General features: G+C 73.6%; 16 protein-coding genes and 1 pseudogene. 8 read left to right on the top strand and 9 right to left on the bottom strand.

Annotated elements, in window-relative coordinates; all coding sequences use genetic code 11:
- Positions 1-990, bottom strand: coding sequence for a helix-turn-helix transcriptional regulator (locus ABD419_RS00380; RefSeq protein WP_344480309.1), 990 nt, complete (start codon positions 988-990; stop codon positions 1-3).
- Positions 991-1,149: 159 nt separating this feature from the next.
- On the opposite strand from ABD419_RS00380, the gene ABD419_RS00375 reads away from it, so the two are divergent.
- Both ABD419_RS00375 and ABD419_RS00370 read left to right on the top strand, forming a co-directional pair.
- On the top strand, positions 1,150-1,410 hold the full coding sequence (locus ABD419_RS00375) for a heavy metal-associated domain-containing protein (RefSeq protein WP_344480306.1): 261 nt from the start codon (positions 1,150-1,152) through the stop codon (positions 1,408-1,410).
- A gap of 131 nt (positions 1,411-1,541) precedes the next feature.
- Positions 1,542-2,960 (top strand): MFS transporter, encoded by a 1,419-nt coding sequence (locus ABD419_RS00370; protein ID WP_344480303.1) that lies wholly within the window; start codon positions 1,542-1,544, stop codon positions 2,958-2,960.
- A 41-nt stretch (positions 2,961-3,001) separates the two neighbouring features.
- On the opposite strand, the gene ABD419_RS00365 is transcribed toward ABD419_RS00370, so the two are convergent.
- Positions 3,002-3,349, bottom strand: a complete 348-nt coding sequence (locus ABD419_RS00365; RefSeq protein WP_344480300.1) for an ArsR/SmtB family transcription factor — start codon at positions 3,347-3,349, stop codon at positions 3,002-3,004.
- A 107-nt stretch (positions 3,350-3,456) separates the two neighbouring features.
- Here ABD419_RS00365 and ABD419_RS00360 point away from each other — a divergent pair, with 107 nt between their 5' ends.
- The 3 genes and pseudogenes from ABD419_RS00360 (at position 3,457) to ABD419_RS00350 (ending at position 6,056) form a co-directional block, all read left to right on the top strand.
- On the top strand, positions 3,457-4,962 hold the full coding sequence (locus tag ABD419_RS00360) for an FAD-dependent oxidoreductase (protein ID WP_344480297.1): 1,506 nt from the start codon (positions 3,457-3,459) through the stop codon (positions 4,960-4,962).
- Positions 4,963-5,040: 78 nt separating this feature from the next.
- Positions 5,041-5,181: pseudogene (locus ABD419_RS00355) on the top strand (heat-shock protein HtpX); the annotation flags it as partial.
- A gap of 50 nt (positions 5,182-5,231) precedes the next feature.
- Positions 5,232-6,056 carry an alpha/beta fold hydrolase gene (locus ABD419_RS00350; protein ID WP_344480294.1) on the top strand — a complete coding sequence of 275 codons (825 nt, stop codon included), beginning with the start codon at positions 5,232-5,234 and terminating at the stop codon, positions 6,054-6,056.
- A gap of 48 nt (positions 6,057-6,104) precedes the next feature.
- Here ABD419_RS00350 and ABD419_RS00345 read toward each other — a convergent pair whose 3' ends face one another.
- Positions 6,105-8,003, bottom strand: coding sequence for a glycoside hydrolase family 127 protein (locus ABD419_RS00345; RefSeq protein ID WP_344480291.1), 1,899 nt, complete (start codon positions 8,001-8,003; stop codon positions 6,105-6,107).
- A gap of 178 nt (positions 8,004-8,181) precedes the next feature.
- Between ABD419_RS00345 and ABD419_RS00340 the strand changes: the two genes are divergently transcribed.
- Positions 8,182-8,427, top strand: a complete 246-nt coding sequence (locus ABD419_RS00340; protein WP_344480288.1) for a hypothetical protein — start codon at positions 8,182-8,184, stop codon at positions 8,425-8,427.
- Positions 8,428-8,498: 71 nt separating this feature from the next.
- The gene (locus ABD419_RS00335; protein WP_344480285.1) at positions 8,499-9,365 is read left to right on the top strand and encodes a GNAT family N-acetyltransferase; all 867 of its coding nucleotides are present in this window, start codon (positions 8,499-8,501) and stop codon (positions 9,363-9,365) included.
- 26 nt (positions 9,366-9,391) lie between these two features.
- Here the strand turns inward: ABD419_RS00335 and ABD419_RS00330 are convergent, their stop codons facing one another.
- Positions 9,392-9,982 (bottom strand): TetR/AcrR family transcriptional regulator, encoded by a 591-nt coding sequence (locus ABD419_RS00330; protein WP_344480282.1) that lies wholly within the window; start codon positions 9,980-9,982, stop codon positions 9,392-9,394.
- A 103-nt stretch (positions 9,983-10,085) separates the two neighbouring features.
- Between ABD419_RS00330 and ABD419_RS00325 the strand changes: the two genes are divergently transcribed.
- Entirely contained in the window at positions 10,086-11,231 is a 1,146-nt protein-coding gene (locus ABD419_RS00325) for a DUF418 domain-containing protein (RefSeq protein ID WP_344480279.1), read from the top strand.
- 40 nt (positions 11,232-11,271) lie between these two features.
- Here the strand turns inward: ABD419_RS00325 and fahA are convergent, their stop codons facing one another.
- The 5 genes from fahA to ABD419_RS00300 all read right to left on the bottom strand — a co-directional run bounded on the left by fahA (position 11,272) and on the right by ABD419_RS00300 (position 17,465).
- Positions 11,272-12,450: a fumarylacetoacetase gene (gene fahA / locus ABD419_RS00320; protein ID WP_344480276.1), complete on the bottom strand. Its 1,179-nt coding sequence runs from the start codon at positions 12,448-12,450 to the stop codon at positions 11,272-11,274.
- The gene (locus ABD419_RS00315) at positions 12,447-13,346 is read right to left on the bottom strand and encodes a hypothetical protein (RefSeq protein ID WP_344480273.1); all 900 of its coding nucleotides are present in this window, start codon (positions 13,344-13,346) and stop codon (positions 12,447-12,449) included. Before ABD419_RS00315 ends, fahA begins: the two co-directional genes overlap by 4 nt.
- Positions 13,343-14,536, bottom strand: a complete 1,194-nt coding sequence (locus tag ABD419_RS00310) for a homogentisate 1,2-dioxygenase (RefSeq protein ID WP_344480270.1) — start codon at positions 14,534-14,536, stop codon at positions 13,343-13,345. Before ABD419_RS00310 ends, ABD419_RS00315 begins: the two co-directional genes overlap by 4 nt.
- Positions 14,537-14,552: 16 nt before the next feature.
- A complete protein-coding gene (hppD, locus tag ABD419_RS00305; protein ID WP_344480267.1) occupies positions 14,553-15,758 on the bottom strand; it encodes a 4-hydroxyphenylpyruvate dioxygenase in 1,206 nt (401 codons plus the stop codon).
- Positions 15,759-15,959: 201 nt separating this feature from the next.
- Complete coding sequence (locus tag ABD419_RS00300; protein ID WP_344480265.1) at positions 15,960-17,465, bottom strand: molybdopterin-dependent oxidoreductase; 1,506 nt, start codon at positions 17,463-17,465, stop codon at positions 15,960-15,962.
- Positions 17,466-17,484: the final 19 nt, after the last annotated feature.

Below are 17,484 nucleotides of genomic sequence, written 5' to 3'. Positions count from 1 at the left end.
TCAGTCGAGCCATCCGAGCCGGGCCGCCTTGACGCCGGCCTGGAAGCGGCTGGTGGCCCCGAGCTGGGCGGAGAGCTCCGCGACGATCCGTGTCACCGTGCGCACCGAGACCTCGAGCCCGCGCGCGATCGCCTCGTCCTTCGCGCCCGAGGCGAGGAGCCGGAGCACGGCCCGCTGCTGGCCGGTGAGCCTGGAGTCGTCCGTGCTGCGCACGACGTCGTCGAGGTCCGAGGCGGTGATCCAGCAGTACTCGAAGAAGTCCACCAGCGGCTCGGCGAGGAGCCTGTCGCGGATGAGGATCGCGCCGATGTCGTCGTCGCGCGGGGCGTCGACGATCGCGAACTCCCGGTCGTAGACCAGCATCCGGATCGGCGTGATCGGCGCCGCCTTGATCTCCATGCCCAGCTCCGCCTTGCGCCGCATGTACTCCCGCAGCGACGCGTCCCGCAGCGTCTGCTGCGAGTAGAGGGTCCTGATCGCGACGCCCTTCTCGCGCTGGCGGCGCGTGCGCTCCAGGGCGACCTCGAAGAACCGCTCGTCCCAGACCGCGTGCGGGTGCATGGCGACCAGCTCGCGCCTGGTCGTGTCCGCGGCGTGCTCCAGGATCGACTCCATGCGGGACCGGAAGTGCCCGTCGCGGGGCATGATCTCGACGGCGCCCCCGCGGGTCTCGGCGGCGACGCTGAGGTACCCGCCCGCGAGGGTCAGCGCGTCGTGCTGGCGCTCGGTCACGAGGCGGAGCGCCTCGGCGAGCCGGTCGCGGCCGTCGCCGAGCATGCGGCTGAGCGCGGCCGCGGCGTCGACGACGACGTCGGCGGTGCCGTCGAGCAGGCCGAGGCCGGCGAGGCGGCGGCGGACGTCCGCGATCTCGGTGCGCGGCAGCCCGGCGCGCTCCACCGCCTGCTCCAATGTGATCGCATCGAGCCGCATGAGGCGGTACACCTCTTGTGCGGCAGCGTCTTCCACCGTAGAGGTCGGGCGGTCGTCCATCGGTCTCCTTCGCGTCATGTCCGGTTCACGTCATGGCGGGGACCGGACAGGCGATTTCGTGGACGCGGGTCCCGGTGGCCGCGAGCATTGCGACTGGCGGCCCCCAAGATACCCACCGCGGGTATCCGTGTCCCGGGCCGTCCCATGGAGGAGGACGACATGATCGCCGTCGACTACAGCCTCGTCGCGTTCCGGCTCGCGGCCCTGACCGCGGACACCTGCGCGCACTGCGTCGACCGGTTGCGGGCCAGGCTGATCGGTCTCACCGGCGTGGTCAACGCGGACGTCACGCCCGAGCGCGGGCAGGTGCACGTGCTCGTCGACGCGCTACACGTGGCCGAGGAGGTCGCCGACGAGCTGTGGGAGGCGGGCTGGGAGCGGGCGCCCGCGTGCCCGGCATCACCCGCACCCGTGGCTTGATATACCCCCGGGGGGTATGTTAGAAATGGCGGGCGGCCGACCGGCCGCCCGCCGCTTCGCCTTCGAAGCGGTTCGGCCCCATGGGCACAGCGCGCCCGCGCTATACCCCCCACCCGTATTTAGGAGCGGTCATGTCACGCACGCCCACACCGCCGGCCTCGCGGCGCTGGTACGCACTCGCGCTCATCGCCCTGGCCCAGTTCATGGTCATCATGGACACCTCGATCATCGGTGTCGCCCTGCCGAAGATGCAGGCCGACCTCGGCTTCACGCAGGAGCGCCTCTCGTGGGTCTTCAACGCCTACGTCGTCGTCTTCGGCGGTCTGCTCCTGCTCGGGGGGCGGCTCTCCGATCTCCTCGGAGCCCGGCGCGTCTTCAGCCTCGGCTGGATCGTCCTCGCGGCCGGATCGCTCGCCGCCGGGCTCGCGTCCGACGCGGCCGTCGAGCTGACCGGACGCGCGGTCCAGGGCGTCGGCGCCGCGCTCATCGCGCCCTCGGCCCTGACCCTGCTCATGATGCTGTTCGGCGGCAACCCGAAAGAGCTCATGAAGGCGTTCGCGGTCTACGGCGCGGCCGCCCCCGCGGGCGGCACCGCCGGGGTCTTCCTCGGCGGCGTCATCACCGAGTACGCCTCGTGGCCCTGGGTGTTCTACATCAACCTCCCGATCGCGGCCCTCGCCGTGGCCGCCGCCCCAGCGCTGCTGCCCGGCGGCGCCGGCACCCGCGGCTCGATCGACGCGATCGGCGCCCTCCTCGCCACGCTCGGCCTGGGCGGCGCGGTCTTCGCGATCGTCCGCGCGCCCGAAGCCGGCTGGGCGAGCCCCCAGACCTGGGGCGCCCTCGTCGCCGCGGCGGTCCTGCTCGCGGCCTTCCTCGCGGTGCAGGCGAAGCGCCGCGAGCCGCTGATGCCGCCGTCGATCTTCAGGGTCCCGGACCTGGGTGCCGCGAACCTCGCGCAGCTCCTCCTCGGCGCCGCCTGGATCCCGATGTGGTTCTTCCTGAACCTCTACCTGCAGCAGGTCCTCGGCTACTCGGCCTTCCCCTCCGGGGCGGCCCTCCTGCCGATGACCGCGCTCATCATGGTCGGCATGGTCGTCGTCGCCCCGCGCCTGACGGACCGCTTCGGCCCCAAGGCGATGATCGTCACCGGCCTGGTCCTCCTCGCCGCGGGCCTGGGCTGGCTGGCCCTCGTCCGCCCCGACGGGACGTACGCCGCCGACGTGCTGCCCGCCTCGCTCGTCGCCGCGCTCGGCATGTCGCTGGCGTTCATCCCCTCGCTCCGGACGGCCATCTCCAGCGCCCGCCCCGAGCAGGGCGGGCTCGCCTCGGGCATCGTCAACACGAGCTACCAGATCGGCTCCGCGCTCGGCCTCGCCGTCGTCACCGCCGTCGCGGTGCCCTTCGGCGCCGACGAGGTCGGCGACCCGGCCGCGCTCACCAGCGGCTTCTCCGCGGCCTTCATCGCCGCCGCGGCGATCGCGCTGGCCGCCGCCCTGGCCGCCGCCGCGACCCTCCGGTCCCGCCGACGGGACCTGGTCGAAGCGGCCTGACGACAAGCGGGCCCGGAAGGGCGTTCCGGGCCCGCTCGCCGTCAGCAGCCGTCGGCGGCGTTCGAGAGTCCGGCGAGGGCCCGCATCGGGCCGGTGAACGCGTCGCAGCACAGTGCGTAGATGTTGCTGCGGCCCTTGGGGGTCACGGTCACCAGGCCGAGCTCGCGCAGGGGCGCGAGGTGGTGGGAGACGAGGGTCTGGGCCAGGCCGGTGGCCTCGGTGAGTTCACGTACCGTGCGGTCGCGTTCGGAGAGCAGGAGCACGATCGCGAGCCGGTTCTCGTCGGCGAGGGCTTTGAACTGCGGGGCGAGGTCGCGGGCGCGGTCGATCAGGGCCGCGTCGGGCCCGGTCGCGACCGGCTTCGGCTGGAGTTCGATCCGGGTGGCCATCACACCATTAAACCACGGAACTTGCCATCAACAGCAATCACTGATATTACTTAGATCAACTGATGCAGTCGCGATCCGCGCGACCGCCCCCGATCCGGGAGGACCCCATGTCGAACCCCGAAGGCCCCCAGACCCGCACCGTGGCCGTGATCGGCGCCGGGCCGGTGGGCCTGGCGGCCGCCGCGCACCTGGTCGAGCGCGGGCTCACCCCGATCGTCCTCGAGGCCGGGGACGGCCCGGGCGCGGTGATCGGCCGGTGGGGGCACATCCGCCTGTTCTCGCCCTGGCGCTTCGACATCGACCCCGCCGCCCGCCGCCTGCTCGAAGCCACCGGGTGGACGGCCCCCGACCCCGATCGCCTGCCGACCGGCGCCGAGCTCGTCGCCGACTACCTCGCACCCCTGGGGAAGGTCCTCGACGAGCACGTCCGCTACGGCACCCGCGTGGTCGGCGTCGCCCGCCTGGGCGTGGACAAGACGAACACCGTCGACCGCGACGGCCGCCCCTACCTGCTGCGCACCGTCTCCGACACCGGCGAGACCGAGGACGTGATCGCCGACGCGGTCATCGACGCCTCCGGCGTGTGGTCCCACCGCAACCCGCTCGGCGCCCACGGCCTGCCCGCCGCCGGTGAGGACGCCGCCGCCCCCTGGCAGGCCGGGCCGCTGCCCGACGTGCACGGCGCCGACCGCGACCGCTTCGCGGGCAAGCGGACCCTCGTCGTCGGCGCCGGGCACTCCGCCGCCAACACCCTGCTCCTCCTCGCCGAGCTGGCCGAGGCCGAGCCGGGCACGACGGTCATGTGGGCGATCCGGGGCACCGACCCGGGCAAGGTCTACGGCGGCGGCTCGGCCGACGCGCTTCCCGCGCGCGGCACCATCGGCACCCGCCTGCGCCACCTCGTCGAGTCCGGCGCGGTCGAGCTGGTCACCGGCTTCACGATCCGCTCCTTCACCACCCGCCCGGACGGGTCCGTGGCGATCCACGGCTCCACCGGGAGCCTTGCGGTGGAGATCGAGGTCGACCAGGTCGCGGCCGCGACCGGGTTCCGCCCCGACCTTGAGATGCTGCGCGAGGTCCGCCTCGACCTCGACAGCGTGGTGGAGGCGCCGAGCCGGATCGCGTCGCTCATCGACCCGAACTTCCATTCCTGCGGCACCGTCCCCGCCCACGGCGAGGCCCACCTCGCCCACCCCGACGAGGGGTTCTACATCGCCGGCGTCAAGTCCTACGGAAGGGCCCCGACGTTCCTGCTCGCCACCGGCTACGAGCAGGTCCGCTCCATCGCCGCCGCCCTCGCCGGGGACCGCGAGGCCGCCGAGCGGGTCGAGCTCGACCTGCCCGAGACCGGCGTCTGCTCCTCCTCCCGGGCCCTTGACGACACCAGCATCACCGACGCCTCAGCAGGCTCCGGCTGCTGCGGCAGCAGCGCGGACGCGGCGGGCGAGGCCGAGTCCGGTTGCGGCACCGCCGCCTCGGGCTGCGGGACACCCGCGGTCGAGGAGCCGGTGGCCGTGCCCGCGCGCGGCCTGGCGACCGGAGTCCTCCACGGCCGGGCCGGGCAGCGCGTCGAACTTCCGCAGGTCAAGGCCAGCGGCGGGTGCTGCGGCTGACGCGTCGCCTGTTTGAATACAGGCGGACCTCGAGCCACTCGGACTCCGCCGCCGCACCGTCGAACGCAAAGGAACGCCATGTCCGCCAAGCCGTCCGTGCTCTTCGTCTGGGTCCACAACGCCGGGCGCTCCCAGATGGCCGCCGGGTGGCTCGCCCACCTCGCGGGCGACCGCGTCGAGGTCCGCTCGGCCGGCTCGTCGAGCGCCTCATCGCGGAACTGCTTCCCTGACCCCGGGCCGCCTTGAACCCGGCTCCTAGTGTTGCGGTCATGCCAATGCACTTCGCCGCGCACGGGAGCGGGTCCCCCGTCCTCGCGATCCACGGCTGGACCCCCGACCACCGCCTCATGACCGGCTTCATGGAGCCGTTCTTCGCCCGCCGGGCCGCCGCGCGCCCCGGCGGGCGCCCCTACCGCCGCCTGTACCCCGACCTCCCCGGCATGGGGCAGACGGAGATCACCGAGCGGTACCGGGGATCGGACGACATGCTCGACGCCGTCCAGGGCTTCGTGGACCACCTGATCGGCGACGCGCCGTTCGTCGTCGTCGGCGAGTCCTACGGCGGCTACCTCGCCCGCGCCGTCGCCAACGCCCGCCCCGGGCAGGTGATCGGCCTCGGCCTGGTGTGCCCGATCGGGACGGAGGCCCGCCGCTCCAAGCGGACCCTCCCGCCCCACACCGTGATCGCCGCCGACCCCGAGTTCATGGCCGGGCTGCCTCCGGCGGACGCCGCCTCGTACGGCGATCTCGCGGTGGTGCAGTCCCCGGAGACGTTCCGCCGCTTCCGCGAGGAGATCGCCCCGGGTCTGGCGCTGGCCGACGACGAGGGGCTGGTGCGGGTGGCGCGGCGGTACGAGCTGAGCACCCCGCCGGAGTCCGGCGCGAAGTTCGAGCGGCCCACGCTCATCGTGACCGGCCGCCAGGACGACAACACCGGGTACGCCGACGTGTACGCGCTCCTCGAGCACTACCCGCGCGCGACCTTCGCCGTCCTCGACCGGGCCGGGCACAACCTCCAGCTGGAGCAGCCGGTCCTGCTGGACGCCTTCCTGGACGAGTGGCTCGACCGTGTCGAGGAGGCCGCGGCGGGCTGACCGTGCGAACACCGCCGGGGCCGGCCGTGGGCCGGCCCGGCGACGCGGTCACAGGGACTCGCGGACCCAGACGGCCATCGTGCCCTTGCCGCGGTTCGCCCACGCGAAGTACGGCACGGTCCGGATCTCGGTGGGGCGCACCGGAGCCGCCCCGGTGCGGTAGAGCCCGCCCGCGGCGGGCTCGTCGACCAGGCCCGGCACGGTGATCCGGTCGAGGCCCTCGCGGTGCTCGACGGCCGGCTCGCCGCCGCGCGCGATCACCAGCTGCGGCACCGGGGCCTCGTTGTCGACCTCCTCGACGCAGTGGACGATCGGTCCCTTCTGGAGGGCCACCTTGCCGTGCGCGGCGCCCACGCGGGCGTCGGCGCGGACGGCGACCGGGCCCATCGGCAGGACGAGCCCGACGCGCTCGCCGCCCCGCCAGGTGCGGTCGAGCACGGCGTAGCCGCGTTCGACCTCGAAGTCCGCGGCGGCCCCGTCGACCTCGATCGCGACGTCGCCGGTGGTCCACTCCGGGAGCCGCAGCCGCAGCGCGAACCGAAGGGGCGCTTCGGTCTCGACCTCGACGGACACGGCGCCGTCCCACGGGAACGCGCTCGACTGCGCCACCGACACCCGCTGCCCGCCCAGCTCGAAGCGGGCCGAGCCGGAGACGTACAGGTTCACCGCGATGCCGTCGTCCCCGACGGCGTAGACGTAGTGCTCCAGGGAGGTGAGCAGGCGCGCCAGGTTGGGCGGGCAGCAGGCGCAGTCGAACCAGTCGCTGCGCTCGACGGTGCCGTCGCTGGCGAGCGGGTTGCCGTAGAAGTACTTGGTGCCGTCGGCCGAGGCCCCGGAGAGCACGCCGTTGTACAGCGCCCGCTCCAACACGTCCACATAGGTCGCCTCGCCGGTCAGCAGCATCATGCGGTGGGCCCAGAACACCAGGCCGATCGCCGCGCAGGTCTCGGCGTAGCCGTCCTTGTCGGGCAGGTGGAACGCGGGCCCGAAGCCCTCGATCGACGGGTCGGCGCCGAGGCCGCCGGTGACGTAGAGCTTCGTGTCGACCAGGTCGCGCCACAGCCGCTCGCACGCCGCCCGCAGGCCCTCGTCGCCGAGTTCGAGCGCGAGGTCGGCCATGGCCGCGTACTGGTACATCGCCCGCACCGAGTGGCCCACGGCCTCCGTCTGCTCGCGCACGGGCGCGTGCGATTGGTTGTACTCGCGCCCGCGCTTGTCGGAGCGCACGATCGGGCCGTTGCCGCCCCAGTAGCCCGGGGTCCCGCGCTCGAGCGCCTCGGCGTCGAAGAAGAACGGGGTCGTGCCGCGGGCGTCGGTCAGCCGCAGCGACAGCTCCAGGTACCGCCGCTCCCCGGTGGCCCGGTACAGCTTCACGAGCGCCAGCTCGATCTCCTGGTGCCCGTCGTAGCCGCCCTCGTGCGAGCCGCCCGGCCCGAACTCGCGGTCGATGAGGTCGGCGTAGCGGCGCATGACGTCGAGCAGTGAGGTCTTGCCGGTCGCCTCGAAGTGCGCCACCGCGGCCTCGATGAGGTGCCCCGCGCAGTACAGCTCGTGCGCGTCGCGCAGGTCGGTGAAGCGGCCCTCCGGCTTGATCGCCGTGAAGTACGCGTTCAGGTACCCGTCCTCCTGCTGGGCGCCGGCGAGCAGCGCGATCGCCTCGTCCACGGCCGCCTCCAGCGCGGGGTCGGCCTCGGAGGCCAGCGCGAAGCTGGCGGCCTCGATCCACTTCGCGACGTCGGACTCCCAGAAGATCGGGAACCGCTCGCGGTCGTCGTCGGGGTCCGGCCGCCACTCGAAGCGCAGCGCGGCGAACGGCCCGCCCTCGCGCAGCCGCTCCTGCTGGTGCGGCAGCGTCTTGGCGCGCACGACCTGGCGCCGCGGCGACCAGAACTCGTCGGCGATCACCACGTTCGGGATCGGAAGCGGGGACCGGCGGGACTCTGACATGAGGGCTTCCTTCGGTGGACTGATGCGAACTCCCCGTAATTTACCGATACACCAACCAGGGTGCGCGCCCGGTCCGCCGCCCGGCGCTCCAGAGTCCTCACGCCGCGCCCCCGCTGCGATACGGTCGTCCGCAACGCCGGCCTCGCGCTCCGCGGGCTCGGAGAGAGGACACGCCGCCTTGACCGAACTGCCCCCGGGCCTCCAGGCCCACATGGACCGCGCCCACGCCCGCGCCAACCGCGAACTCGACGACGTCATCGCCGCGCTGGAGCCGAGACTCGCCGACGCCGGCACCGAGCAGCGCGTCATCATGATCATGGCCGCGCTCGACCCCGTCGTCGACGACCTCGGCTACGCCAAGGCCCTGTGCGCCGCCGCCCTCAACCGGATCCTCGACCAGCGGGCGCCCCAGCCGCCGTCCTGACCGGGCGCCGCCGCGCAGCGGGGCGGGGAAAACCGGTGGACGGGACGCGGCCGACCGGGTTCGATGGCGGGATGTCAACCAGGTCCCATACGCCCCGCCCCGACGCACTGCCCGAGATCATGCGCGCGCTGGCGCACTGGCGGCGCGAAGGCGACCCGATGCAGCTGCACGCCGGCGACGTCGGGTACGTCTGGCAGTCCGGGCCTGAGCGGACCGCCGCCGCACTGCGGACGTGGCGCCGCGACGGCCTGCTGCTCGGCGTCGGCCTGCTCGACGGTCCCGACCTCGTGCGGATGGCCGTAGCACCGGAAGCACGCGAGGACGAGGAGCTCGCCCGGCAGATGGCCGACGACGTGACGCGCCCCGACGGCGGCGTGCTCCCGGAGGGCGAGGCCAGCGCCGAAGTGCTCTGGGAGGGCCCGCTCCGGGAGGCGCTGCAGGCGCGCGGGTGGAAGCCGGACGAGCCGTGGATCCCCATGGCACGCGACCTCGCCGCACCGGTGGCCGCGAGCGGCCTGCGGGTCGAGACGGTCGGCCCCGCACTGGTCGATGACCGGGTCGCGGTGCACCGCGCGGCGTTCGCGGGATCGAAGTTCAGCGCCGAGCGGTGGCGCGCCATGGCCGACGGGCCCGCGTACGCCGACGCCCGGTGCCTCGTCGGGTACGACGAGCAGGGCGCCGCGGTCGCGGCCGCGACCGTCTGGTCGGCCGGCCCGGGACGGCCCGGCCTGATCGAACCGCTCGGCGTGCACGGCGACCACCAGGGCCGCGGCCACGGCCGGGCGATCGCGGTCGCCGCCGCGGCCGCCCTGCGGGAGATGGGCGCGTCCAGCGCGACCGTCTGCGCCGAGGGCGCCAACGCCGCCGCGGTCGCCGCCTACCGCTCCGCCGGATTCGAGCCGGGAGCCGAGGTCCCCGACCTGCACCGCGCCGGCTGAGCGCAATCGGGGCCGCCGGGACCGCGTCAGGCGTCCCGGACGCCCGCTGCGGGGAGGATCGCCTGGTCGACGATGGCGGCGAGGTAGTCGTCGTCGGGGGCGCCGCCGGTGTCCAGGATGCGCTTGGCCACCATCGCCTCGCCGATGTCGAGGACGACGGGGGTCAGGCGCGCGGGGTCGAGGGCGCCGTTGGCGGCGTAGTGGCGCAGGACGGTCTGGGTGAAGGTGCCGCCGCGCTTGTCGAACACCCGCTCCCAGAGGGCCTCGACGATCGCTGGGTCGCGGGCGGGGTCGGCGAGGAGGGCCATGACGGCGCGGCCGGCGGTGCTGAAGCCCCAGTCGACCATGAGGCGGAGCGAGGCGATGAGGTCGCCCCGGAGGTCGTCCGCTCCAGGTGCGGGCTGCTCGACGGGGTGGGCCTCGGCGAGGGCGTCGAGGAGGAGGTCCATGGGGTCGGACCAGCGCCGGTAGAGGGTGGTGCGGGCCGTGGCGGCGCGTTTGGCGATGGCGTCCATGGTGAGCCGGCCGGGCCCGGACTCGGCGGCTTCGGCGAGCGCGGCCGCGTAGATGGCGTCGAGGAGGTCCTTGCCGCGCCGTCGGGTTCGGCTCTCGGACATGCGGTTCCCCCATGTTAGCTGCAGTCATGTATCTTATCGCTTTAGATACAGTCGTGTACCTAAAACTCGTGGAGTCGAGATGTCACTCTCCCCGCCCGCCATTATGAGCACCCCCGTCGCCGAGCGCTCGCTCGCACCCGACCTGGCCAGGGGCGCCATGCTCCTGTTCATCGCCCTCGCGCACGCCCACATGTTCCTCGCGCACGAGACCACCGGCTTCCGCGGCTACGCCGTGGACGGCAGCGCCCTCGACCGGGTCGTCGCCGGCCTCCAGGTCCTGTTCGTCGACGGCCGCGCGCTGCCGATGTTCGCCGGCCTGTTCGGCTACGGCCTCGCGCGACTCGTCCACCGCCGCAGCGCGTCCGGGGCGGACTGGCCCGAGGCGAAGCGTCTCGTGCGCCGCCGCTCCCGGTGGCTCCTCGCCTTCGGCTTCGCGCACGCCCTCCTGCTGTTCTTCGGCGACATCCTCGCCGCGTACGGCTTCATCGGCCTCGTCTTCACCGGCCTTCTCGCCGCGAAGGACCGCACCCTCCTGCGCACCGCCGGGATCGTCCTCGTCTTCCACGTCCTCGTCGTGGCCGCCGCCGGGTACTCGGCCGACGCCGCCGGACACGAGAACGCCTCGCCGACCCTCGTCGCCGACCCGTTCGAGGCCGTCGTCGCACGCCTGCTCGTCTGGTCGGCGCTGACGCCCACGTTCTACGTCGTCGACGTGGTGCCCGCCTTCGCGATCGGCATCTGGGCCGCCCGCCGCCGCCTCCTCGACGAGCCCTCCCGCCACCTGCCCCTGTTGCGCCGCACCGCGATCGGCGGCATCGCCGTCGGCGTGATCGGCGGCCTGCCGCTCATGCTCGCCGACACGCAGCTGTGGCACCCGGACACGCCCGTCGCGATCACCGCGTACGTGCTCCACTCCCTCACCGGCCTCGGCACCGGGCTCGGCCTCGCGGCCCTCGTCGCGCTGATCGCCGCCCGCGGCGCGCACGGGACCGCGGGTCCGCTGACGCGGGCGCTCGCGGCCTGCGGGCAGCGGTCGCTCACCTGCTACCTGCTCCAGTCGGTCGCCTTCACCGCGATCTTCGTCCCCTACGCGGGGAACCTCGGCGCCCGCCTCGGCGACGCCGCCGCCTCCGGCGTCGCCGTCCTCGTCTGGGCCGCCACGGTCGCCCTCGCCGCCTGGATGGCCCGCGCCGGGGTCCGCGGCCCGTTCGAGGTGCTCCTGCGCCGCCTCACCTACGGCTCCAGGTAGCGACACCCCAAGGGCCCGAACGCGACCGCGTTCGGGCCCGTCAGGACTCCACGGCCGGGAGGACCGTGCCGGCCACCTCGCCGAAGCCGATCCGGGAACCGCCGGGGCCGGGTGCGGTGGCGGTGATGGCGACGGTGTCGCCGTCTTCGAGAAACGTGCGCTCCTCGCCCTTGACGGTGACCGGCTCCGAACCGCCCCAAGTGAGTTCGATGAACGCGCCGCGCTGGTGCTTGGCGGGGCCCGAGACCGTGCCGGAGGCGAAGAGGTCGCCGGTGCGCGTCGAGGCCCCGTTCACGGTGAGGTGGGCGAGCATCTGGGCGGGGGACCAGTACATCTCCCGGTAGGGCGGGCGCGAGACGCGCTCGCCGTTCCACTCGACCTCGAGGTCCACGTCCAGGCCCCAGTCCTCGGCGCCGCGCAGGTACGGGAGCGGCGCGGGGATCTGGCCGGGGAGCGGCACGCGCGCGTGCTCCAGGGCCGCGAGCGGCACCACCCACGGCGACACCGACGTGGCGAAGCTCTTGCCCAGGTGCGGGCCGAGGGGCACGTACTCCCAGGCCTGGAGGTCGCGCGCCGACCAGTCGTTGACCAGGACCGCGCCGAAGACGTGGTCGGCGAAATCGTCGACGCCGATGCGCTCGCCCAGCACGGAGCCGGCGCCGACGACGAAGCCGAGCTCGGCCTCGATGTCGAGCCGGCGGCTCGGCCCGAAGGTCGGGGCGGCCTCGGCGGGGTCCTTGCGCTGGCCGCAGGGGCGGATGACGCCGGTGCCGGAGGCGACCACGGTGCCGGAGCGGCCGTGGTAGCCGACCGGCAGGTGCCGCCAGTTCGGCATGAGGGGGTCCTGGCCGGGCCGGAAGAGGCGGCCGAGGTTCGCGGCGTGGTGCTCGGAGGCGTAGAAGTCGACGTAGTCGCCGACCTGGAAGGGCATGTGGAGGCGCACCTCCTGGAGCGGGTGCAGGGCCTGCTTCGGCACCGGGCCCTCGATCGCGGAGCGGACGCGCTCGCGCGCCTCGGCCCAGCGCCGGGGGCCCTGGGCCATGAACGGGTTGAGCGTCGGGGCCGCGAAGACGGGGTCGAGGAGCAGGAGCGAGAGGTCGGCGACGGTGTCGCCGACGCGCACGCCCACGCGTCGTGAACCGTCCTTCGTGGAGAACACGCCGTAGGGCAGGTTGTCGGGCCCGAACGGCGAGCCGTCCGGGATCGCGATGCGGCTCATGGGGCTCCGTGGGTCGGGTCGGTGGCGGGGCGGTCGGCGGCATGGTCCGGCGCCGCGTGGTCGGGGGCGCTGACCAGGCCCAGCGCGGTCAGCTCGTCGAGCGGGTCGGTGACGCTGCACGTGCCGAACGAGGTGAACGCCGCCCGAGCGGCGCGCACCTGCGCGTCCTGGAGGTCGGCGACGAGGTCGGCGACGGTGTCGTGGTCGCGTTCGGCGAGCAGGTCGCGGACATGGGTCTCGCTGCGGCCGTGCAGGAGCGCGTCGGCGGCGAGGAGCAGGTTGAGGAAGCCGTGCTGCTCGAACCCGGTCCTGGCGTCGGTGTTGCGGACCGCGTGGTGCAGCCCGGCGGTGGCCTTGAACGGGAGCCCGGCCGCGACGGCCGCGGCCAGGGACTCGGCGAGTTCGGCCTCGCCGGGGTGCAGGTCGGCGCGCACGCCGCCGGTGCGGAACTTGGCGCGGTGGCGGCCGGTGATCGCCTCGATCACGCGGAGTCGCCGCCCGTCGCGCGGCACCTCCACGTAGACGTCGAGGTCAGGGGCGTCTTCGAGCGCCGCGTCCAGGTCATCCATGAACGCTCCGGGCCCGGTGCCCTGGGGCACGGCGACCTCGACCGAGCGGACCTCGACCGGCAGGAGCGCCGCGGTCGCCAGTGCCGCGGGGATCATCGAAGGTCCGTCGGGGAACGTGACCGAGAGCGGCAGTGGCGCTTCTCCTTCGGGGATCAGCGGCGCGAGCCGCGACAGCGCCGCGGCCGGGAGCACCAGCGGGCCGACGAGCCCGGCGTACCAGACGCGCCGCCGCCCGCCGTACGCGCGCACGGCCAGCGCGAGCGGGGCGTTCCCGGGCGGGAAGACCGCGGCGTCGTCGCACAGGCCCGCCGCCAGCGCCGGGATCAACGCGGCCCCCGTCCGGCCCAGGTCCAGGCGTAGCCGGGGTCCTCGCTGGCGGTCGCGCCCTCGCCGAGTTCCAAGGGCCGGAACGTGTCGACCATGACCGCGAGCTCGTCGAAGAACTCCGCGCCGAGCGAGCGCTCCATCGCGCCGGGCTGCGGGCCGTGGCTGTGCCCGCCGGGGTGGAGGCTGATCGAGCCCTGCCCGATGCCGGAGCCCTTGCGGGCCTCGTAGTCGCCGCCGCAGTAGAACATCACCTCGTCGGAGTCCACGTTGGAGTGGTAGTACGGGACGGGGACGGCGAGCGGGTGGTAGTCCACCTTGCGGGGCACGAAGTTGCAGATGACGAAGTTGTGGCCCTCGAACACCTGGTGCGCGGGAGGGGGCTGGTGGACCCGGCCGGTGATCGGCTCGAAGTCCTCGACGTTGAAGGTGTACGGGTACAGGCACCCGTCCCAGCCGACCACGTCGAACGGGTGCGTCGCGTACACGTAGCGGGTGCCGGTGATCCCGCGCGAGCCGCGGTGCTTGACGAGGACCTCGACGTCCTCGCCCTCGGCGGTGAACGGCTCGGTCGGGCCGTGCAGGTCCCGCTCGCAGAACGGGGCGTGCTCCAGCAGCTGCCCGTACCGCGACAGGTATCGCTTCGCGGGCGTGATGTGCGAGTTGGCCTCGATCGCGTACAGCCGCAGCGGCTCGGGCCCGGTGGGGACCCACCGGTGCGTGGTCGCGCGCGGGATGACGACGTAGTCGCCCCGGCGCGCGTCCAGCACCCCGAACACCGTCTCGACCACGGCCGCACCGGACTCGACGTAGACGCACTCGTCGCCGACCGCGTTGCGGTACAGCGGCGACGGCGCGCCCGTGACCACATAGGAGATCCGGACGTCGCCGTTGCCGAGCACGAGCCGCCGGCCGGTGACCGCGTCCACGGCCTTCCAGTCGGGGTCGGCCAGCTCGTGCAGCCTGAAGTGCCGGGGCAGGAGCGGCCGGTGCTCCTCGGTCGCCTGCCCCGGCACGTCCCACGGCGTCCCGTCGACGATCGCCGACGGGGTGCCGGAGTGGTACAGCAGCGAGGAGTCCGAGGAGAACCCCTCCTCGCCCATCAGCTCCTCGCGGTACAGCCCGCCCGAGGGCGTGCGGTGCTGGGTGTGCCGCTTCGGCGGCACGCTGCCGACACTGCGGTAGTACGCCATGGTCGCCCCTCCCGGATCAGAAGTTGCCGCGCTTGGCCTGCTCGCGCTCGATGGCCTCGAACAGCGCCTTGAAGTTCCCGATGCCGAAGCCGAGCGAGCCGTGCCGCTCGATGAACTCGAAGAAGACCGTGGGCCGGTCGCCGATGGGCTTGGTGAAGATCTGGAGCAGGTAGCCGTCCTCGTCGCGGTCGACGAGGATGCCGCGCGACTGGAGCTCCTCGATGGGCACCCGGACCTCGCCGATGCGCTCGCGCAGCGCGGGGTCCTCGTAGTAGGAGTCCGGAGTGGACAGGAACTGGATGCCCTTGGCGCGCAGCGAGTCGACGGTGCGGATGATGTCGTTCGTGGCGAGCGCGAGGTGCTGGACGCCGGGCGCCTGGTAGAAGTCCAGGTACTCGTCGATCTGCGAGCGCTTCTTGCCCACGGCCGGCTCGTTGAGCGGGAACTTGACGCGCCGGTTGCCGGAGGCGACGACCTTGCTCATGAGCGCGGAGTACTCGGTGGCGATGTCCTCGCCCACGAACTCCGCCATGTTGGTGAAGCCCATGATCCGGTTGTAGAAGTCGACCCACTCGTTCATGCAGCCGAGCTCGACGTTCCCCACGACGTGGTCCAGCGCCTGGAAGAGGCGCTTCGGCTCGCCCTCGGGCTTGGCGTAGCCGGAGGTGCGCGCCACGTACCCGGGCAGATAGGGGCCGTCGTACTTCGAGCGGTCGACCAGGGTGTGCCGGGTCTCGCCGTAGGTGCCGATCGCGGCGATGCGGACGGTCCCGTGCTCGTCGGAGACGTCATGGGGCGCTTCGAGGACGACGGCGCCCTGCGCCTTCGCGTGGGCGATGCAGGCGTCGACGTCGGGCACTTCGAGCGCGACGTCGACGACGCCGTCGCCGTGGCGGCGCTGGTGGTCCAGCAGCGGGCTCTGCGGGTCCACGCCGCCCTTGAACACGAACCGCACCGCGCCCGAGCGCAGCACGAACGCGTTGTGGTCCCGGTTGCCGGTCTCGGGCCCGGAGTAGGCGACGAGCTCCATGCCGAACACGACCTGGAAGAGCAGGGCGGCCTGCGTGGCGTTGCCGACCGACCAGACCACGGCGTCCCAGCCGGTGACCGGGAACGGGTCGGCGGCGGCGTCGTACTCGACCAGGCCGACCAGCTGCTTGAGCTGGTCGAGGTCGAGATCGGCCAGCCGCTCCTGGCTGGTCAGGGTCTGGTCGATGGTCATCGGGGCCTCCGGATCGCGTAGGGGCGGCGTACGCGACAAGGACACCGCATCATGGGATCGATGGCAAGAGTGCCCGCTCCGACTGGTACATCAGCGCACCAGCGGCCAGCGGAACCCGCGATCCGCTGTACATTCTGACCAGTCCCGCCCGGTCCCTGCCGTCCCCGCTCGGGTCGCGCAGGGCTCCGCGCCGCCCGAGCCCTAGCCGACCGTGACCGTGACGCTGTGGAGACCGGTGGCGCCGTCCGGGATCACGCCCTGGACCGTGTCGGTCTGGACCTCGCCGTCGCCGTCGGTCGCCCGCACGGTGAGCGTGTGCTCCCCTTCGGGCGCGTCCCACTCGTAGCGCCACTGCCGCCACGTGTCGCCGGTGGCCACGTCGGACAGCTCGCACGGCCGCCACGCCCCGTCGTCCACGCGCAGCTCGACCGCGCCGATGCCGCGGTGCTGGGCCCAAGCGACCCCCGCGACCGTGACCGCGCCCCCGCTCGCCTTGCTGCGCGGCGTGTCGATCCGCGACTGGGTCTTGACGGGGCGCGGAGTGGACCAGCCGCGGGTGATCCAGTACGCGTCGTACGCGTCGAAGGTCGTCAGCTCGAGCTCGGTGAGCCACTTGGTGGCCGAGACGTACCCGTACAGGCCGGGGACGACCAGCCGCGCGGGCCAGCCGTGGTCGACCGGCAGCGGGGTCCCGTTCATGCCGATCGCGATCATCGCGTCGCGGCCGTCGAAGACGAGTTCGGTGGGGGAGCCGGCGGTCCATCCGTCGGTGGAGCGGGAGACGAGCTGGTCGGCGGCCGGGTCCACGCCCGCCTCCGCGAGCAGGGCCGGCAGGGACACCCCGAGCCAGCGGGCGTTGCCGACGAGGTCGCCGCCGACGGGGTTGGAGACGCACGCCAGCGTGATGTCGCGCTCGATGAGCTCGCGGCCGAGCAGGTCGTCGAAGGTGAACGTCAGCTCCCGGTCGACCATGCCGTGGACGCGCAGCGACCAGGCGTCGACGTCCACGCGGGGCACGGTGATCGCGGTGTCGATCCGGTAGAAGTCGCCGTTCGGGACCCGGTACGGGGTCAGGCCCTCCACCTCGAAGTCCGCCACCGGCCCCGGCTCGACCACGGGCGCGTCCGGATCGGGCAGCGCCACCGCCTCCCGGTCGGCCTCGATCGCCGCCGGACCCACCCGCCCGGCCCACCACGACCCCGCCACCGCCGCCGCGGCGACCCCGCCGACCGCCGCGAGGAACCCGCGCCGCCCGTTCCGGGACCGGTCGGCGTCGCGCGAGGCCCACCACTGGAGGCACGCCAGCACCACGACACCCGACAGGGCCGACGGCAGCACCGCCGCCGCGCCCAGGCCCGGCCGGGTCACCGCCGCGGCCGCACCGACCACGACGAACCCCGCGACCGCGGCCCGCGCGAGCCAGGGCCTGGTCCGCCACAGCACCCCGACGCCCGCCCCGGCCGCCGCGACCCCCAGCGCGAGCCCGGTCACCAGCAGCGGCTTGTCGGCCGTCCCGACCAGCTCGATGAACCAGTGCGACACCGCCGGCGGGACGACCGCGATCACCGCGTCGCTCAACGCCGACAACGGCGCCGACCGCGGCGCGGTGAGCGCGGCGGCGAGATGGCCGACCGCCAGTCCGGCGAGGGCCGCGAGAAGTCCCGCGGCGGCCCAGGAACGCGTCGATGCGCGGTGCGTGCTGTTCACCCCTCCATCTTGAACCGCC

This window comes from Glycomyces endophyticus (assembly GCF_039531525.1).
GTDB classification, from domain to species: Bacteria; Actinomycetota; Actinomycetes; order Mycobacteriales; family Micromonosporaceae; genus Glycomyces; species Glycomyces endophyticus.
This window is presented reverse-complemented; position numbering and strand designations above follow the sequence as displayed.

Bases quoted from the DNA above. Each gene is read 5' to 3' on its own strand.
- ABD419_RS00330 (WP_344480282.1), bottom strand. From the start codon at position 9,982: ATGTCCGAGAGCCGAACCCGACGGCGCGGCAAGGACCTCCTCGACGCC.
- ABD419_RS00370 (WP_344480303.1), top strand. From the start codon at position 1,542: ATGTCACGCACGCCCACACCGCCGGCCTCGCGGCGCTGGTACGCACTC.
- ABD419_RS00360 (WP_344480297.1), top strand. From the start codon at position 3,457: ATGTCGAACCCCGAAGGCCCCCAGACCCGCACCGTGGCCGTGATCGGC.
- ABD419_RS00335 (WP_344480285.1), top strand. From the start codon at position 8,499: ATGTCAACCAGGTCCCATACGCCCCGCCCCGACGCACTGCCCGAGATC.
- ABD419_RS00325 (WP_344480279.1), top strand. From the start codon at position 10,086: ATGAGCACCCCCGTCGCCGAGCGCTCGCTCGCACCCGACCTGGCCAGG.
- ABD419_RS00310 (WP_344480270.1), bottom strand. From the start codon at position 14,536: ATGGCGTACTACCGCAGTGTCGGCAGCGTGCCGCCGAAGCGGCACACC.
- ABD419_RS00345 (WP_344480291.1), bottom strand. From the start codon at position 8,003: ATGTCAGAGTCCCGCCGGTCCCCGCTTCCGATCCCGAACGTGGTGATC.
- fahA (WP_344480276.1), bottom strand. From the start codon at position 12,450: ATGAGCCGCATCGCGATCCCGGACGGCTCGCCGTTCGGGCCCGACAAC.
- ABD419_RS00375 (WP_344480306.1), top strand. From the start codon at position 1,150: ATGATCGCCGTCGACTACAGCCTCGTCGCGTTCCGGCTCGCGGCCCTG.
- ABD419_RS00365 (WP_344480300.1), bottom strand. From the start codon at position 3,349: ATGGCCACCCGGATCGAACTCCAGCCGAAGCCGGTCGCGACCGGGCCC.
- ABD419_RS00350 (WP_344480294.1), top strand. From the start codon at position 5,232: ATGCCAATGCACTTCGCCGCGCACGGGAGCGGGTCCCCCGTCCTCGCG.
- hppD (WP_344480267.1), bottom strand. From the start codon at position 15,758: ATGACCATCGACCAGACCCTGACCAGCCAGGAGCGGCTGGCCGATCTC.
- ABD419_RS00380 (WP_344480309.1), bottom strand. From the start codon at position 990: ATGGACGACCGCCCGACCTCTACGGTGGAAGACGCTGCCGCACAAGAG.